We start from the raw sequence: 14,718 nt of genomic DNA, 5'->3' as shown, positions 1-14,718 counted from the left end.
AGCCTATGACCGACATCGCAGCACCCTCCGACGGCGAGCGCATCGAAGACGTCGATGTCGCGACCGAGATGCAGGGTTCCTTCCTCGAGTACGCCTACTCCGTCATCTACACGCGCGCCCTGCCCGACGCGCGCGACGGGCTCAAGCCCGTGCAGCGGCGCATCCTCTTCCAGATGGCCGAGATGGGGCTCACGCCCGATCGTGGCCACGTGAAGTCGGCGCGCGTCGTCGGCGACGTCATGGGCAAGCTCCACCCCCACGGCGACTCCCCCATCTACGACGCGCTCGTGCGCCTCGCGCAGCCCTTCACGATGCGCGTGCCGCTCGTCGACGGCCACGGCAACTTCGGCTCGCTCGACGACGGTCCCGCCGCGTCGCGCTACACGGAGGCGCGCCTCGACGCCGCAGGGCTCTCGCTCACGGCCGGCCTCGACGAGGACGTCGTCGACTTCGAGCCGAACTACGACGGCGAGTTCCAGCAGCCGGTCGTGCTGCCCGCCTCGTATCCGAACCTGCTCGTGAACGGCGCCGCCGGCATCGCCGTCGGCATGGCGACGAACATGGCGCCGCACAACCTCGTCGAGATCGTGCAGGCCGCGAAGCACCTGCTCGAGCATCCCGATGCCACCGTCGACGACCTCATGGCGTTCGTGCCCGGTCCCGACCTGCCCGGCGGCGGCATCATCGCGGGCCTCGACGGCGTGCGCGACGCCTACGCGACGGGCCGCGGCTCGTTCAAGACCCGCGCACGCGTGTCGATCGAGCGCACGGGTCGCAGGTCGCAGCTCGTGTTCACCGAGCTGCCCTACCTCGTGGGGCCCGAGCGCGTCATCGAGAAGATCAAGGACGGCGTGCAGTCGAAGCGCCTCCAGGGGCTCTCCGACGTGCAGGACCTCACCGACCGCAAGCACGGCCTGCGCCTCGTCGTCGACGTGAAGACGGGCTTCAGCCCCGAGGCGGTGCTCGAGCAGCTCTACCGCGTCACGCCGCTCGAGGACGGGTTCTCGATCAATGCCGTCGCGCTCGTCGACGGCACGCCCCGCACCCTCGGGCTCGTCGACCTGCTGCGCGTCTACCTCGACCACCGCCTGCGGGTCGTGCGACGTCGCAGCGCCTTCCGGCTGCAGAAGGCGAAGGATCGCCTGCACCTCGTCGAGGGCCTGCTCATCGCGATCGTCGACATCGACGAGGTCATCCAGGTCATCCGCACGAGCGAGGACGCCGGCCAGGCGCGCACGCGCCTGCAGGACGTCTTCGACCTGTCGGAGGCGCAGGCCGAGTACATCCTCGAGCTGCGTCTGCGCCGCCTCACGCGGTTCTCGCGCATCGAGCTCGAGCAGGAGGCCGACGAGCTGCGGCGGCGCATCGCCGAGCTCGAGCGCATCCTCGCCGACCGCAGCCTGCTGAACCGCGTCGTCGCCGACGAGCTCGACGACGTCGCGGAGCGCTTCGGCACGCCGCGCCGCACGCTGCTGACGGAGGCGCGCCCCAAGGCCACGACGAAGGCGCAGCAGGCGCAGCTCGAGGTCGCGGACGAGCCGACCGCCGTCGTGCTGTCGGCGACGGGCCGCCTCGTGCGCGTCGACACGACCGAGCCGCTGCCCGCGCCGGCTCGGCGCTCGCGGCACGACGCCATCCGCGCCGAGGTGCGCACCACGACGCGCGGCGCGTTCGGCGTCGTGACGACCGCGGGTCGCGTGCTGCGCACGACGCCCGTCGACCTGCCGTCGGTGCCGGCCACCTCGATCGGCCTCACCGCCGGCCTCAAGGTCAAGGACCTCGTGGCGCTCGAGCGCGGCGAGGACGTCGTCTCGATCGTGTCGCTCGCCGACGAGCGGCCGATCCTCGTCGCGACCGCGCAGGGCACCGTCAAGCGCACGCTGCCGTCGGCGCTCGCCGACCGCGACGAGACCGAGATCATCGCGCTGAAGCCCAAGGACCGCGTCGTGGGCGTCGGGCACGCGACCGACGACGACTGGGTCGTGCTCGTCGCCTCCGACGCGCAGGTGCTGCGCTTCAAGGCGAAGGACGTCAACCCGCAGGGGCCTGGCGCCGCGGGCATGAAGGGCATCTCGCTCAAGGGCGACGCCACCGTGCTGTTCGCAGGCGTCGCGACCGACGCTGCGGCGATCGTCACGGTGACCGCGGCGGCCGAGACGCTCGCGGGCCTCGACGACGCGCGCGTGAAGGTGTCGCTCATCGACGAGTTCCCGGCGAAGGGGCGCGCGACGGGCGGCGTCGCCGGCCACCGCTTCCTCAAGGGCGAGACGACCCTGGCCGCGGCATGGGCGGGCACGGCGCCGCTCGCGGTCGGCAGCGACGGCAGCCAGCGCGCGCTGCCGGAGCCGACGACCCGCACCGGCTCGGGCATCGCCGTCGAGCAGCCCATCGGAGCGATCGGCACGACGCTCGGCAGCTGACCGCGGCCGTCAGGCCGCGGTCGTCAGCCGCTCCTCGTCGACGCCTGGCGCATCCTGTGCGCGGCGATGCCGACGCTCGATCGCCTGGCCCGCGTACGACGCCGCGACGATGAGCGCGGCGCCCGCGAGCCCGATGGGCGCCAGCGACTCGCCGCCGAGCGCGACGCCCGCCGCGAGTGCCCAGACGGGCTCGGTGCCCATGAGGATGCTCGCGCGCGTCGCCGACGTCCGGCGCACGGCCCACAGCTGCACGACGAACGCGAAGACCGAGCACAGCAGACCGAGGAAGGCGACGCTCGCCCATCCGCCGGGCGAGAGCCGCGCTGCGGCGTCGCCGAGCGGCGGGCCGGCGATCGCGCAGGAGACGACGGCGCACACCACGAGCTGCACCATGACGACGCCGAGCGTCGAGTCGGTGCGCGTGCGGGTCAGGCGCGCGCTCGCCGTGACGTGCAGCGCGCGCACGACCGCCGCGAGGATCACGAGGAGATCGCCGACGGTCGGCATGCGGAGGCCGCCGTCGGAGACGAGCAGCGCCACGCCGACGACGGCGGCGACCGCGGCGACGAAGTACGAGCGCGGCAGCCACGATCGCGACGCGACGCTCTCGAGCGCGGGCGTGCACACGAGCGCGAGGCTGATGAGCAGGCCGGCGTTGGTCGCCGACGTGCGGTGCACGCCCCACGTCTCGAGACCGATGACGAGCGCCTGGGAGCAGCCGAGCGCCGCCGCGATCGCGAGGCCTCGACCGCGCGGCAGTCGCTCGCGACGGACGAGGCACAGGAGCGCGAGGCCGACGGCCGCCGCGAGGAAGCGCAGTGCGAGCGTCGAGGCGACGCCGACCTCGCTCGTCAGCTCCTTCGCGACGAGGAAGCTCGCGCCCCAGACCGCCGCCACCGCCACGAGCAGCAGGTCGACGACCGACTCGGGGATGCGGGAGCGGGGCATGCTCCTACGCTCGCCGCGCAGACGCGGGAGAGCAACGGCCAGTGTCTTCACGAACCCGTAAGGTCAGCCTCATGGATCCCATGCACCTGCGCCTCCTCCGCGAGCTCGCCGCACGCGGCAGCGTCGCCGCCGTCGCGGCAGCGCAGCACGTCTCGGCCTCGGCCGTCTCGCAGCAACTGGCCGTGCTGCAGTCGCGCTCCCCCGTGCCGCTCACGATGCGACGCGGTCGCGTGCTCGTGCTGACGCCCGCCGGCGAGGCGCTCGCCGCCGCCGGCGTTCGCGTCGAGGAGGCGCTCGTCGGCGCCCGCGAGGCCGTCGGCGCGTTCGTCGACGACGTCGCGCGTCCGGTGCGCGTCTCGGCGTTCCAGAGCGCGGGGCTCATGCTCTTCGGCCCATTGCTGCGTGCGGTCGCCGACGGCCCGTCGCTGCTGCTCACCGACGCCGACGTCGCCCATCGCGACTTCCCCGCGCTCACGCTCGACCACGACGTCGTCGTCGCGCACCGCCTGTCGCACGATGCCGAGTGGCCGCGCGATCGCGTCGTCGCGACGCCGCTGCTCGCCGAGCCCCTCGCGGTCGCGATGCCCACGACGCATCCGCTCGCCGCCCGCGGTCGCCTGACGGCCGCGGACGTCGCCGACGAGCCGTGGGTGTCGGTGCACGAGGGGTTCCCGCTCGCGGGGGTCATCGCGCACGTCGGCGCCGTCGCAGCGCGACCGCCGCGCATCCTGCACCGCATCAACGACTTCTCGGTGACGGCCGAGGTCGTGCGCGCGGGTGCTGCGATCGCGATCATGCCGAGCGCGGCGGCGCGGTCGCTCGCGACCGACGGGGTGGTGCTGCGTCGCCTCGCCGACGTCGACCTGGTGCGGCACGTCGACGCCCTGGCGAGGCCCGACGCGCTCGCATCCGCCGCGGTGCGCCGCACGATCGAGGCGCTCGTCGCCGTGGCGGCACGGGCGTCGAGCGCCGCGCCCTGACCCGGGTCAGACGTCGATGCGCTCGCGGTCGAAGCCGGGCGCGTTCACGATGAACTCCTTGCGCGGGGCGACGTCGTTGCCCATGAGCAGCTCGAAGACCTCGGTCGCGCGCTCCGTGTCGGTGATGGTCACGCGGCGCAGCGTGCGCTTGCGGCGATCCATCGTCGTCTCGGCCAGCTGGTCGACGTCCATCTCGCCGAGGCCCTTGTAGCGCTGCGGCTTGTCGAACGTGCGGCCCTGCTTCGCGAGCCGCGCCTGCAGCGCCGTGTTCTCGGCGTCGGAGTACGTGTAGACGACCTCGCCGGGCGTGCGGCCGCGCGCCTTCACCACGGTGCGGTGCAGCGGCGGCACGGCGGCGAAGACGCGGCCGCCCTCGATGAGCGGACGCGCGTAGCGATGCAGCAGCGTGAGCAGCAGCGTGCGGATGTGCGCGCCGTCGACGTCGGCGTCGGACAGGATGATGACCTTGCCGTACCGGGCGGCCTCGAGCTCGAACGTGCGGCCGGAGCCCGCGCCGATGACCTGCAGGATCGCGGCGCACTCGGCGTTCGCGAGCATGTCGGCCATCGAGGCCTTCTGCACGTTGAGGATCTTGCCCCGGATGGGCAGGATCGCCTGGAACTCGGAGTCGCGCGCGGGCTTGGCGGTGCCGAGCGCCGAGTCGCCCTCGACGATGAACAGCTCGTTCTGCGTCGTGTCCGACGAGCGGCAGTCGGCGAGCTTGGGCGGCAGCGAGGAGGACTCGAGCGCCGTCTTGCGGCGCTGCGTCTCCTTGAGCTGGCGGGCCGAGAGGCGCGCCTTCATCTCCGAGACGACCTTCTCGAGCACGAGCCCCGACTGCGCCTTGTCGTCGCGCTTGGCAGACGTGAAGCGGTCGAGCAGGCCCTGCGTGAGCACCTTCGAGACGACCTGGCGCACGGCGGGCGTGCCGAGCACCTCCTTCGTCTGGCCCTCGAACTGCGGCTCGGGCAGGCGCACGGTCACGACGGCGGTGAGGCCCGCCGAGATGTCGTCCTTCTCGAGCTTGTCGGTGCCGGCCTTGAGGCGGCGGGCGTTCGCGGCGACCTGGTCGCGCAGCACCTTCGTGAGTGCCTGGTCGAAGCCCGTCTGGTGCGTGCCGCCCTTGGGTGTCGCGATGATGTTGACGTACGACTGCACGACGGTCTCGTAGCCGGTGCCCCATCGCATGGCGATGTCGACCTCGCACGTTCTCTGCACCTCGCGCGAGACCATGTGGCCCGTCTGCTCGTCGAGCACGGGCACGGTCTCGGCGAAGCCGCCCTCGCCCTGGATGCGCCACGTGGCCGTGAGCGACGGGTCGGGGGCGAGGAAGTCGACGAACTCCGAGATGCCGCCGTCGTAGCGGAAGGTCTGGATGCGGTCGGCCGCCGCCTCGCCCTCGGCGAGGGGGGTGCGGTCGTCGGCGATCTCGAGCTCGAGGCCCGGCACGAGGAACGCGGTCTGGCGCGCGCGGCGCACGAGCCCGTCGAGCTGGAAGGCGGCGTCGCGCGTGAAGATCTGCGGGTCTGCCCAGTAGCGCACGCGCGTGCCGGTGACGCCCTTCGCGACCTTGCCGACCTTGCGCAGGCGCGAGCCGTCGACGAACGGCACGAACGTCGCGGTCGGCGACGCCTCGTCCTTCCCGTCGAGGAACTCGCCGGGCTCGCCGCGGTGGAAGCTCATCGCCCACGTCGCGCCGTCGCGATCGACCTCGACGTCGAGGCGCTCGGACAGGGCGTTGACGACGGAGGCGCCGACGCCGTGCAGGCCGCCGGACGACGCGTAGGCGCCGCCGCCGAACTTGCCGCCCGCGTGCAGCTTCGTGAAGATCACCTCGACGCCCGTGAGGCCCGTGCGGGGCTCGACGTCGATGGGAAGGCCGCGGGCGCGGTCGCGCACCTCGACGGAGCCGTCGGCGTGCAGCTGCACCTCGATGCGCGTGCCGTGGCCTGCGAGCGCCTCGTCGACCGAGTTGTCGATGATCTCCCACAGGCAGTGCATGAGGCCGCGCGAGTCGGTCGACCCGATGTACATGCCGGGTCGCTTGCGCACCGCCTCGAGTCCCTCGAGGACCGACAGGTGCCTGGCGGTGTAGTCGTTCGACGCCAAGGATGCTCCTTCTGCTCGACATCCAGCCTATGGACCGGCGACGAACCCACGGCACAGGCACGCGGCGTACGCCGCGCGCGAAACGACGCCAGATGTCACGCGGATGCAACAGACGACGTGGCAGAGTGGGTGAACGTCAGGAGAAGGAGGTACACCGTGAACGACACCATCTCGACCATCGAGTCGGAGGCCACGGCACCGCTCACCGGTCTCGACCGCTGCGACAGCTGCGGTGCGCAGGCATACGTGCGAGCGACCATGGAGTCCGGCGTCCTCCTCTTCTGCGCCCACCACGCGACGAAGCACCGCGAGAAGCTCGCGCCGCTCGCGCTGGTGTGGCACGACGAGAGCGAGCGTCTGCAGCAGGACTGAGTCCGCTGGCACGACGAGGAAGGGCCCGCCGCGAGGCGGGCCCTTCTGCGTGTCCGGCGACCAGCGGCCGCGCGGGATCCCGACTCAGCCGAGCGGGTCGGTGAGGCGACGCAGGAAGCGCTGCAGACGCTCCGACTGCGGGTCGTCGAAGAGCTGTTCGGGCGTGCCCTGCTCGACGACGACGCCGTGGTCGAAGAACGAGACGGTGTCGGCGACGGCGCGGGCGAACGCGAGCTCGTGCGTGACGATCGCCATCGTCCAGCCGTCATCGGCCAGCTCGCCGACGACCTTGAGCACCTCGCCGACGAGCTCGGGGTCGAGGGCGCTCGTCGGCTCGTCGAACAGCAGCATCTGCGGACGCATCGCCAGAGCACGCACGATGCCGACGCGCTGCTGCTGTCCCCCGGAGAGCTCCGACGGGCGAGCAGCGGCCTTCTCGGCGAGGCCGACGCGCTCGAGCAGCGCGATGGCGCGTTCGACGGCCTCGCGTCGCGGCACCTTCTGCACGACGCTCGGGCCGACGACGACGTTGTCGAGCACCGTCAGGTGCGGGAAGAGGTGGTGCTGCTGGAAGACCATCGACGACAGCGCCGCCAGACGGGCGCGGTCGGCGCGCGAGAGGCCGCGCGCGAGGTCGATCGACCAGTCGGGCGTCGTGAGCGTGCCCTGCTCGGCGACCTCGAGGCCGTTGAGCGAGCGCAGCACCGTGGTCTTGCCCGACCCCGAGGGGCCGATGAGCGCGTGCACGCGCCCGGGCCACAGGTCGAGGTCGACGCCGTGCAGCACCGTGAGGTCACCGAACGACTTGCGCAGCCCGCGCACGGCGAGCAGCGGCTGCGACGCGGTGGGGACGTCAGACGGCATGGCGGTCGAGCCTCCTCTCGAGCAGGTCCTGGCCGAACGCGAGGATCGTGCACAGCACCCAGTAGACGACGGCGGCGACGCCGTAGATGACGAGGAACTCGCCGCTCGGCGCCGCGATCTGCTGCGCGGTGCGGAACAGCTCCGTGACGGTGATCACCGACGCGAGCGACGTGTCCTTCACCAGCGAGATGAACGTGTTCGACAGCGGTGGCACGGCGACGCGCGACGCCTGCGGCAGGATGATGCGCCACAGCGCCTGACCGCGGCTCATGCCGAGCATCGACGCAGCCTCCCACTGCCCCCGAGCGATCGAGAGGATCGCTGCGCGCACGACCTCGGCCGCGTATCCGCCCACGTTGAGCGAGAGCGCGATGATCGCGCTCGGCCACGCGTCGATGACGATGCCGACCGACGGCAGGCCGTAGAACACGAGGAACAGCTGCACGAGCAGCGGGGTGCCGCGAATGAGCGAGATGTAGACGCGCGCGATGCCCGAGAGGACGCGCACGCCCGAGATCCGCATGAGTGCGAGCCCGATCGCCAGCACGAGCCCGAGGGCGAACGTGATGAGGGTCAGCGGGATCGTCGCGGTGAGCCCACCGAGGGCGATCGGCCCGATCGACTCGAGGACGAGGTCCCAGTCCATGGCGAGAGCCTATGGCCGGGAGGTCACGCCTCCGGGACGGAGACGTCCTCGCCGAAGTAGCGCGCGGAGATCTCGGCGAGCGTGCCGTCGGCCGTGAGCGTCGCGATCGCCTCGTCGACGGCGGCGACGAGGTCGTCGCTGCCCTGACGGAAGGTGACGGCGCTCTCGGACACCTCGTCGGTCTCGTCGACGATCTCGACGCCGATGTCGCCGCCCTGCGCCGTCTCGTAGTCGAGGAACGTGAGGCGGTCGTTGATCGTCGCGTCGACGCGGCCCGTGCGCAGCAGCTCGACGGCCTGCGCGAAGCCCTCGACGCCCTCGACGGTGGCACCGTTCTCCTCGGCGACCTCGGCCCAGTTCGACGTGAGCGACTGCGCGCTCGTGGCGCCCTCGAGGTCGGCGAACGACTGGATGTCGCTGTCGGTCGGCACGATGAGCACGCCAGGCGAGTACGTGTAGGGCGTCGAGAAGGAGTAGCGCTCCTCGCGCTCGGGGTTGATCGACACCTGGTTCGCGATGACGTCCCAGCGGCCCGAGTCGAGGCCCGCGAAGATCGCGTCCCACTGCGTCTCCTCGAACTGCACCTCGACGCCGAGCTCCTCGGCGATCGCGGTGATGACGTCGACGTCGTAGCCCGTGAGCTCGCCCGTGCCGCCGTCGGCGTGGAACGAGAACGGCGAGTACGTGCCCTCGGTGCCCACGACGAGCACGCCGGCCTCCTGCACGTCGGCGAGCGTGAGGCCGCCCGCCTCCTCCGACGCCTCGGGCGACGAGTCGGACGAGCAGCCCACGAGGGCGAGGGACGCGACGGCGGCGGTGACGGCTGCGATGCGCAGCGACTTCGAACGGAGCATGGGTATCGGCATTCCTTCTTGGGGGTAGAAGGAGATCATACGACGATGGGGCGCCATCCGCTGACGGATGACGCCCCACGACGACGCGTGTTCGCGGTCGGCCTACTCGAGGTAGTCGCGCAGCGCCTGCGACCGCGACGGGTGGCGCAGCTTCGCCATCGTCTTCGACTCGATCTGGCGGATGCGCTCGCGCGTGACGCCGAACGTGTCGCCGATCTGGTCGAGGGTCTTCGGCATGCCGTCGCCCAGGCCGAAGCGCATCTTGATCACGCCGGCCTCGCGCTCCGAGAGCGAGTCGAGCAGCGACTCGAGCTGACGCTGCAGCATCGTGAAGCCGACGGCGTCGGCGGGCACGACGGCCTCGGTGTCCTCGATGAGGTCGCCGAACTCGCTGTCGCCGTCCTCGCCCAGGGGCGTGTGCAGCGAGATGGGCTCACGGCCGTACTTCTGCACCTCGACGACCTTCTCGGGCGTCATGTCGAGCTCGCGGGCGAGCTCCTCGGGCGTGGGCTCGCGACCCAGGTCCTGCAGCATCTGGCGCTGCACGCGGGCGAGCTTGTTGATGACCTCGACCATGTGCACGGGGATGCGGATCGTGCGGGCCTGGTCCGCCATGGCGCGGGTGATGGCCTGACGGATCCACCACGTCGCGTAGGTCGAGAACTTGAAGCCCTTCGTGTAGTCGAACTTCTCGACGGCACGGATGAGGCCCAGGTTGCCCTCCTGGATGAGGTCGAGGAACTGCATGCCTCGACCCGTGTAGCGCTTCGCGAGCGAGACGACGAGACGCAGGTTGGCGCCGAGGAGGTGGCTCTTGGCGCGCTTGCCGTCGCGAGCGATCGACTTGAGCTCGCGCGTGAGCTTCGGTGCGATCTTCTCGTCGCTGCCGAGACGCTCCTCCGCGAACAGGCCGGCCTCGATGCGCATGGCCAGGTCGACCTCCTCTGCGGCGTTGAGGAGCGGCACCTTGCCGATCTGCTTCAGGTAGTCCTTGACCGGGTCGGCGGTGGCGCCGGTGATCGTCGTGGAGTAGACCGGCACCTCCTCGTCGTCGGTCGTCGACAGCACGAGGGCGCCCGTGGGCAGCTTCTCGTCGTACGACGTGTCGGCCGACTTCTGGCCGGGGCGGCGCGGTGCCGTCTCGTCGTCGTCGTCCTCGACGTCGGGCGTCTCGGGCGCGACCTGAGCGTCCTCGTCGGCCGCGTCGGCAGCCGTCTCGGATGCAGCCTTCGTGCGGGCCTTCGCCGTCGTGCGGGCCTTCGCAGGCGCCTTCGCCGCGGGCTTCTTGGCAGCGGTCGTCTTGGCGGCGGTGGCCTTCGTGGCCGTCGTCTTCTTGGCCGCGGTGGTCTTCGCGGTCGTCGTCTTCGCAGCGGTCGTCGTCGTGGCCTCGGCCTCGACGTCGGTCTTCGCCTTCGTGCTGGTGCGGGTCGCCATGGCACCTCCTGGAGGTTCGGCGGGCAAGGATGCGGATGCCCGTCGACGACAAGATGCCTCTTGCGCCCGACGGGCCGATGTGTACCATTATAGCGCCGCGCAGGGCTCGAGCATTCCCGCTCGCCCGCATCGGCTCCCCGGCGGGCTCCCGCCGATCAGCCCCGGCGTCGTCGCAGGACGCCGAGCAGCGCCGTCCACAATGGTGCCACGGTCACGCCGTCCTCCTCCTGCATGCGCCTGCGCGTGCGGTGCCGCGCGTGCAGCAGCATCGCCGAGCCGAGCGCGAGCGCGACGAACTGGACGGACAGCGCGATGCGGAACGCCTCCCAGTCGTAGAGGCCCGCCTGCTCCCCCGCATCGAGGCGCACGTGATGGATGACGTCGAGCGCGATGCCGATGAGCGCCATGAGGCAGAACGACGCCGTGAAGCCGCCGACGTTGACGAAGCCGTTCGCGGAGCCGAGCGATCGCACGGGGTTGAACGTGCGCGCGAAGTCGAAGCCGATGAGCGAGCCCGGGCCGCCGATGCCGATCGCGATGAGCATCCACACGACGACGCCCGTCGGCGGCAGTCCCGGCCACAGCAGCACGACGGCCCAGGCGAGCGCCATGTGCGCGACGATCGCGAGCACGAGGTTCGAGCGACGGCTCGGGAACCGTGCCGACAGCAGGCCGAGCAGCGGGCCGGACACGAGCCCGGTCGCGATGATGACGACGACGAGCCCCGAGGCCTCGCCGCGCGTGTAGCCGAGGCCCGACACGAGGATCGGGAAGCCCCACAGCAGCGAGAAGACCGTGCCGGGCGACTGCGTCGTGAAGTGCGCCCAGAAGCCCAGCTGCGTGCCGGGCAGCGAGATCGCCGAGCGCAGTCGGCGCCACCACGACGCCGGCAGCTGGATGCTGTCGGTGCGCGGCGCGTCGACGCCGCGCGGCGCGTTGCGCACCACGACGAGCACGAGCACGGCGACGACCGCTCCCGAGCCGGCGATGGCGAGGAACGACGGCGTCCACCCCAGGTGCTGCAGCATCCACACGAACGGGACGGCCGAGAACAGCTGCCCGAGCTGGCCGATGTTGCCCGTCCACTGCGACAGCTGCGGCAGCCGGGGCCCCGAGAACCACGACGGCAGCAGGCGCAGCACCGAGATGAACGTCGCGGCATCGCCCATGCCGACGAGGATGCGCGCCGCGATCGCGACGGGCACGAGGTCCGTGACGGCGAGCAGGGCCTGGCCCGCGGCCATGAGCCCGCCGCCGACGGCGATGAGCGTGCGTGGACCGAAGCGGTCGACGAGCACGCCGACCGGGATCTGCAGGGCCGCGTAGACGACGAGCTGCACGACCGCCAGGCTCGAGAGCTGCGCCGCCGTGGCGTCGAATCGCACGATCGCGTCGGGCGCCGCGGCACCGAGCGACGAGCGGTGCAGCGTCGAGACGAGGTACGCGACGAGGCAGACCACCCACGTGATCCAGGCCATCCGCCCGTTCATCCGTCTGCCCCGGTCACGAACGAGCCCCGGTCGCGCGGGTCACGGCTGCGTCGGGTCGGCGCGCCTGCGAGCCAGGTAGCGCTCGAGCTCGGCGGCGATCTCGTCGGCGGTCGGCAGCGAGCCGTCCTCGTCGGTGAGCGGCGAGCGCACGCCGGCGTTCTCCATGTACGCGTCGTACCGCGCCTCGAGCGTCGCCACGAGGCGCTGCAGCTCCTCGTTCGTCGCCATCTGCTGCGCGACGAGCGACTGGAACTCGCGCTCGGTGCCGCGCAGCTCCTCGGTGCGGAACACGAGCCCCGTCGCGTTCGTGACGCCGTCGAGGGCGGCGAGCGCGGGACCGGCGGTGCCGGACTCGCCGACGTAGTGCGGCACGAGCACCACGAACGACGCGACGGGCATCTCGGGCGCGAGCCGATGCTCGAGCAGGTGCATGACCGACGCGGGCACGGTCGACGTGGGCTTCCACACCGAGAACGCCTCGACGAGCTCCTTGCGGTTGCCCGACACCGTGACGCCCAGCGGACGCGTGTGCGGCACGGGCATCGGGATCGACAGCACGATCGTCGTCGCCGCGACCTGCAGGCGCTCCGCCACGGTGCGCACCGCGTCGGCGAAGCGCTCCCACATCCAGTCCGGCTCGGGGCCCGAGAGCAGCAGGAACGGCTTGCCCGCGTCGTCCTCGCAGAGCGAGAGCGTGAGCGCGTGCGGCACGTACTCCTCGATGTGGTCCTCGTCGAAGAGGATGTGCGGCCTGCGCGAGCGGTGGTCGACGAGCAGGTCGGTGTCGAACTCGACGACCGACGTGTGCGGCAGCGTCGAGACGATGGTCGCGGCCGCCAGCTCGGCGGCGGCCCCCGCATCGGCGAACCCGTGCATCGCGACGACGAGGTCGAGGCCTGCGGGCACCGACTCCTCGTCGGAGAACGCGATGAGATCCTCGGGCCTGACCATGCATCCAGCGTAGCCAGCGCTCGACGCCGACGATGCCGCGGCCCCGACGGGCGCGCATAGGCTCGAGGCATGCCCATCCCCGCACTCTCGCTCATCGCCGCCTCGGACGACGCCACCGCGGACGTCCTCGTGCGCGGCGTCCTCGCAGGCGACGCGCCCGCAGCGTCGGGCGTCGACGCCGACCTGCTCGTCGCCATCGGCGCGACCGGCAAGCCCGGCCAGGTCGTGCGCGCCGTCGTCGACGGCCGCACCGTCGCGTTCGTCGGCCTCGGCGCCGCGGCGACGACGCGCTCCCTGCGCGACGCCGCCGCGACCGCGACGCGCGCGCTCGCCGGCACGCCGACCGTGGCGATCGCCTTCCCCGTCACCGACGCCGACGACGTCGCCGCGGTGCTCGAGGGCGCCGCGCTGGGCGCGTATCGCTTCGACCGCTACAAGGCAGAGGATGCGTCCTCGACGCCTCCGGCCGAGGTCGCCGTCGTGGTCGGCGAGGTGCACGTGACCGACGCCGTCGTGCGCAGGGCCCGCATCGTCGCCGAGGCCGTGGAGCGCACGCGCGACCTGTCGAACACGCCGCCGCGCGACCTGAGCCCCGCGATCTTCGCCGACCTCGTGCGCGACGAGGCGTCGACCACGGGCCTCACGGTGACGGTGCGCGACGAGGTCGCGCTGGCGCAGGAGGGCTTCGGCGGCCTCGTGGGCGTCGGGCAGGGATCGTCGCGGCCGCCGCGGCTCGTGACCGTCGAGTGGGCGCCCGCGGGTGCCGAGCGTCACGTCGCGCTCGTCGGCAAGGGCATCACGTACGACACCGGCGGCCTCTCGCTGAAGCCCGCCGCGTCGATGCAGCACATGAAGTTCGACATGACGGGCGCCGCGACGGTCTATGCCGTCGCCGCCGCCGCCGCGGCGCTGCAGCTGCCCGTGCGCGTCACCGCCTATCTGTGCCTCGCCGAGAACATGCCCTCGGGCACCGCCATCCGCCCCGACGACGTGCTCACGATCCGCGGCGGCCGCACCGTCGAGGTCACGAACACCGACGCCGAGGGCCGCCTCGTCATGGCCGACGCCATCGCGCTCGCCTCCGAGACGGGCGCCGACGCCATCATCGACGTCGCGACGCTCACCGGCGCGCAGGTCATCGCGCTCGGCGACCGCTACTCCGGGCTCATGGGCAACGACGACGCGCTCGTCGACGCCATCCGCGCCGCGCACGACGCCGCCGACGAGGACGTGTGGCCCATGCCACTGCCCGACGACCTGCTGCCCGTGCTCGACTCGCCCGTCGCCGACATCGCCAACGCGAAGATCGGCAACCGCTCGGCGGGCATGCTGCTCGCCGGCGTCTTCCTGTCGACGTTCGTCGGCGAGCGCGACGGCGCGCCCATCCCGTGGGCGCATCTCGACATCGCGGGACCCGCCATGAACACGGGCGCCGCGAAGGGCACGGCGCCGAAGGGCGCGACGGGCGTGGTCGTGCGCGGCCTGCTCGGCTCGCTCACGGCGCTGTCGAGGGCTCCGCGGACGGCGGAGGCCGGCCGATAGCCCGTCCGCTCTCAGCGCTCTCCAGGGCGACGCAGCACGCGGACGCCAGCAGGTAGGGTTGGGAGACGGCGGCGGCGACGCGCCGACGCCCGCCAGCGAGACATCGAG

12 protein-coding genes are annotated in these 14,718 nt (G+C 72.1%); 4 read left to right on the top strand and 8 right to left on the bottom strand.

What is annotated here, in order from left to right; genetic code table 11:
- Positions 1-5 precede the first annotated feature (5 nt).
- Positions 6-2,420 carry a DNA gyrase/topoisomerase IV subunit A gene (locus FS793_RS01350; RefSeq protein WP_144717812.1) on the top strand — a complete coding sequence of 805 codons (2,415 nt, stop codon included), beginning with the start codon at positions 6-8 and terminating at the stop codon, positions 2,418-2,420.
- Positions 2,421-2,429: 9 nt separating this feature from the next.
- Here the strand turns inward: FS793_RS01350 and FS793_RS01345 are convergent, their stop codons facing one another.
- A complete protein-coding gene (locus FS793_RS01345; RefSeq protein ID WP_144717810.1) occupies positions 2,430-3,368 on the bottom strand; it encodes a DMT family transporter in 939 nt (312 codons plus the stop codon).
- Positions 3,369-3,439: 71 nt separating this feature from the next.
- On the opposite strand from FS793_RS01345, the gene FS793_RS01340 reads away from it, so the two are divergent.
- Positions 3,440-4,348, top strand: a complete 909-nt coding sequence (locus tag FS793_RS01340; protein ID WP_144717808.1) for a LysR family transcriptional regulator substrate-binding protein — start codon at positions 3,440-3,442, stop codon at positions 4,346-4,348.
- 6 nt (positions 4,349-4,354) lie between these two features.
- Here FS793_RS01340 and FS793_RS01335 read toward each other — a convergent pair whose 3' ends face one another.
- Entirely contained in the window at positions 4,355-6,457 is a 2,103-nt protein-coding gene (locus FS793_RS01335) for a DNA gyrase/topoisomerase IV subunit B (RefSeq protein WP_144717806.1), read from the bottom strand.
- 156 nt (positions 6,458-6,613) lie between these two features.
- Between FS793_RS01335 and FS793_RS01330 the strand changes: the two genes are divergently transcribed.
- Entirely contained in the window at positions 6,614-6,829 is a 216-nt protein-coding gene (locus FS793_RS01330; RefSeq protein ID WP_144717804.1) for a DUF7455 domain-containing protein, read from the top strand.
- Between the two features lie 84 nt (positions 6,830-6,913).
- Here the strand turns inward: FS793_RS01330 and FS793_RS01325 are convergent, their stop codons facing one another.
- The 6 genes from FS793_RS01325 to FS793_RS01300 all read right to left on the bottom strand — a co-directional run bounded on the left by FS793_RS01325 (position 6,914) and on the right by FS793_RS01300 (position 13,068).
- On the bottom strand, positions 6,914-7,693 hold the full coding sequence (locus tag FS793_RS01325) for an amino acid ABC transporter ATP-binding protein (protein ID WP_144717802.1): 780 nt from the start codon (positions 7,691-7,693) through the stop codon (positions 6,914-6,916).
- Positions 7,683-8,339: an amino acid ABC transporter permease gene (locus FS793_RS01320; protein ID WP_144717800.1), complete on the bottom strand. Its 657-nt coding sequence runs from the start codon at positions 8,337-8,339 to the stop codon at positions 7,683-7,685. The genes FS793_RS01325 and FS793_RS01320 overlap by 11 nt, the downstream gene beginning before the upstream one ends.
- A 23-nt stretch (positions 8,340-8,362) precedes the next feature.
- On the bottom strand, positions 8,363-9,193 hold the full coding sequence (locus tag FS793_RS01315) for an amino acid ABC transporter substrate-binding protein (protein ID WP_144717798.1): 831 nt from the start codon (positions 9,191-9,193) through the stop codon (positions 8,363-8,365).
- Between the two features lie 102 nt (positions 9,194-9,295).
- Complete coding sequence (locus FS793_RS01310; RefSeq protein ID WP_144717796.1) at positions 9,296-10,627, bottom strand: RNA polymerase sigma factor; 1,332 nt, start codon at positions 10,625-10,627, stop codon at positions 9,296-9,298.
- Positions 10,628-10,782: 155 nt separating this feature from the next.
- Positions 10,783-12,105, bottom strand: a complete 1,323-nt coding sequence (locus FS793_RS01305; protein ID WP_260979967.1) for an MFS transporter — start codon at positions 12,103-12,105, stop codon at positions 10,783-10,785.
- A gap of 51 nt (positions 12,106-12,156) precedes the next feature.
- The gene (locus tag FS793_RS01300) at positions 12,157-13,068 is read right to left on the bottom strand and encodes a PAC2 family protein (RefSeq protein WP_144717793.1); all 912 of its coding nucleotides are present in this window, start codon (positions 13,066-13,068) and stop codon (positions 12,157-12,159) included.
- A gap of 69 nt (positions 13,069-13,137) precedes the next feature.
- Between FS793_RS01300 and FS793_RS01295 the strand changes: the two genes are divergently transcribed.
- Positions 13,138-14,610: a leucyl aminopeptidase gene (locus tag FS793_RS01295; protein ID WP_144717791.1), complete on the top strand. Its 1,473-nt coding sequence runs from the start codon at positions 13,138-13,140 to the stop codon at positions 14,608-14,610.
- Positions 14,611-14,718 lie beyond the last annotated feature (108 nt).

The organism is Agrococcus jejuensis (assembly GCF_007679035.1).
Lineage (GTDB): Bacteria > Actinomycetota > Actinomycetes > Actinomycetales > Microbacteriaceae > Agrococcus > Agrococcus jejuensis_A.
The sequence above is the reverse complement of the archived record's forward strand: the minus strand, read 5'-3'. Positions and strand labels throughout refer to the sequence as shown.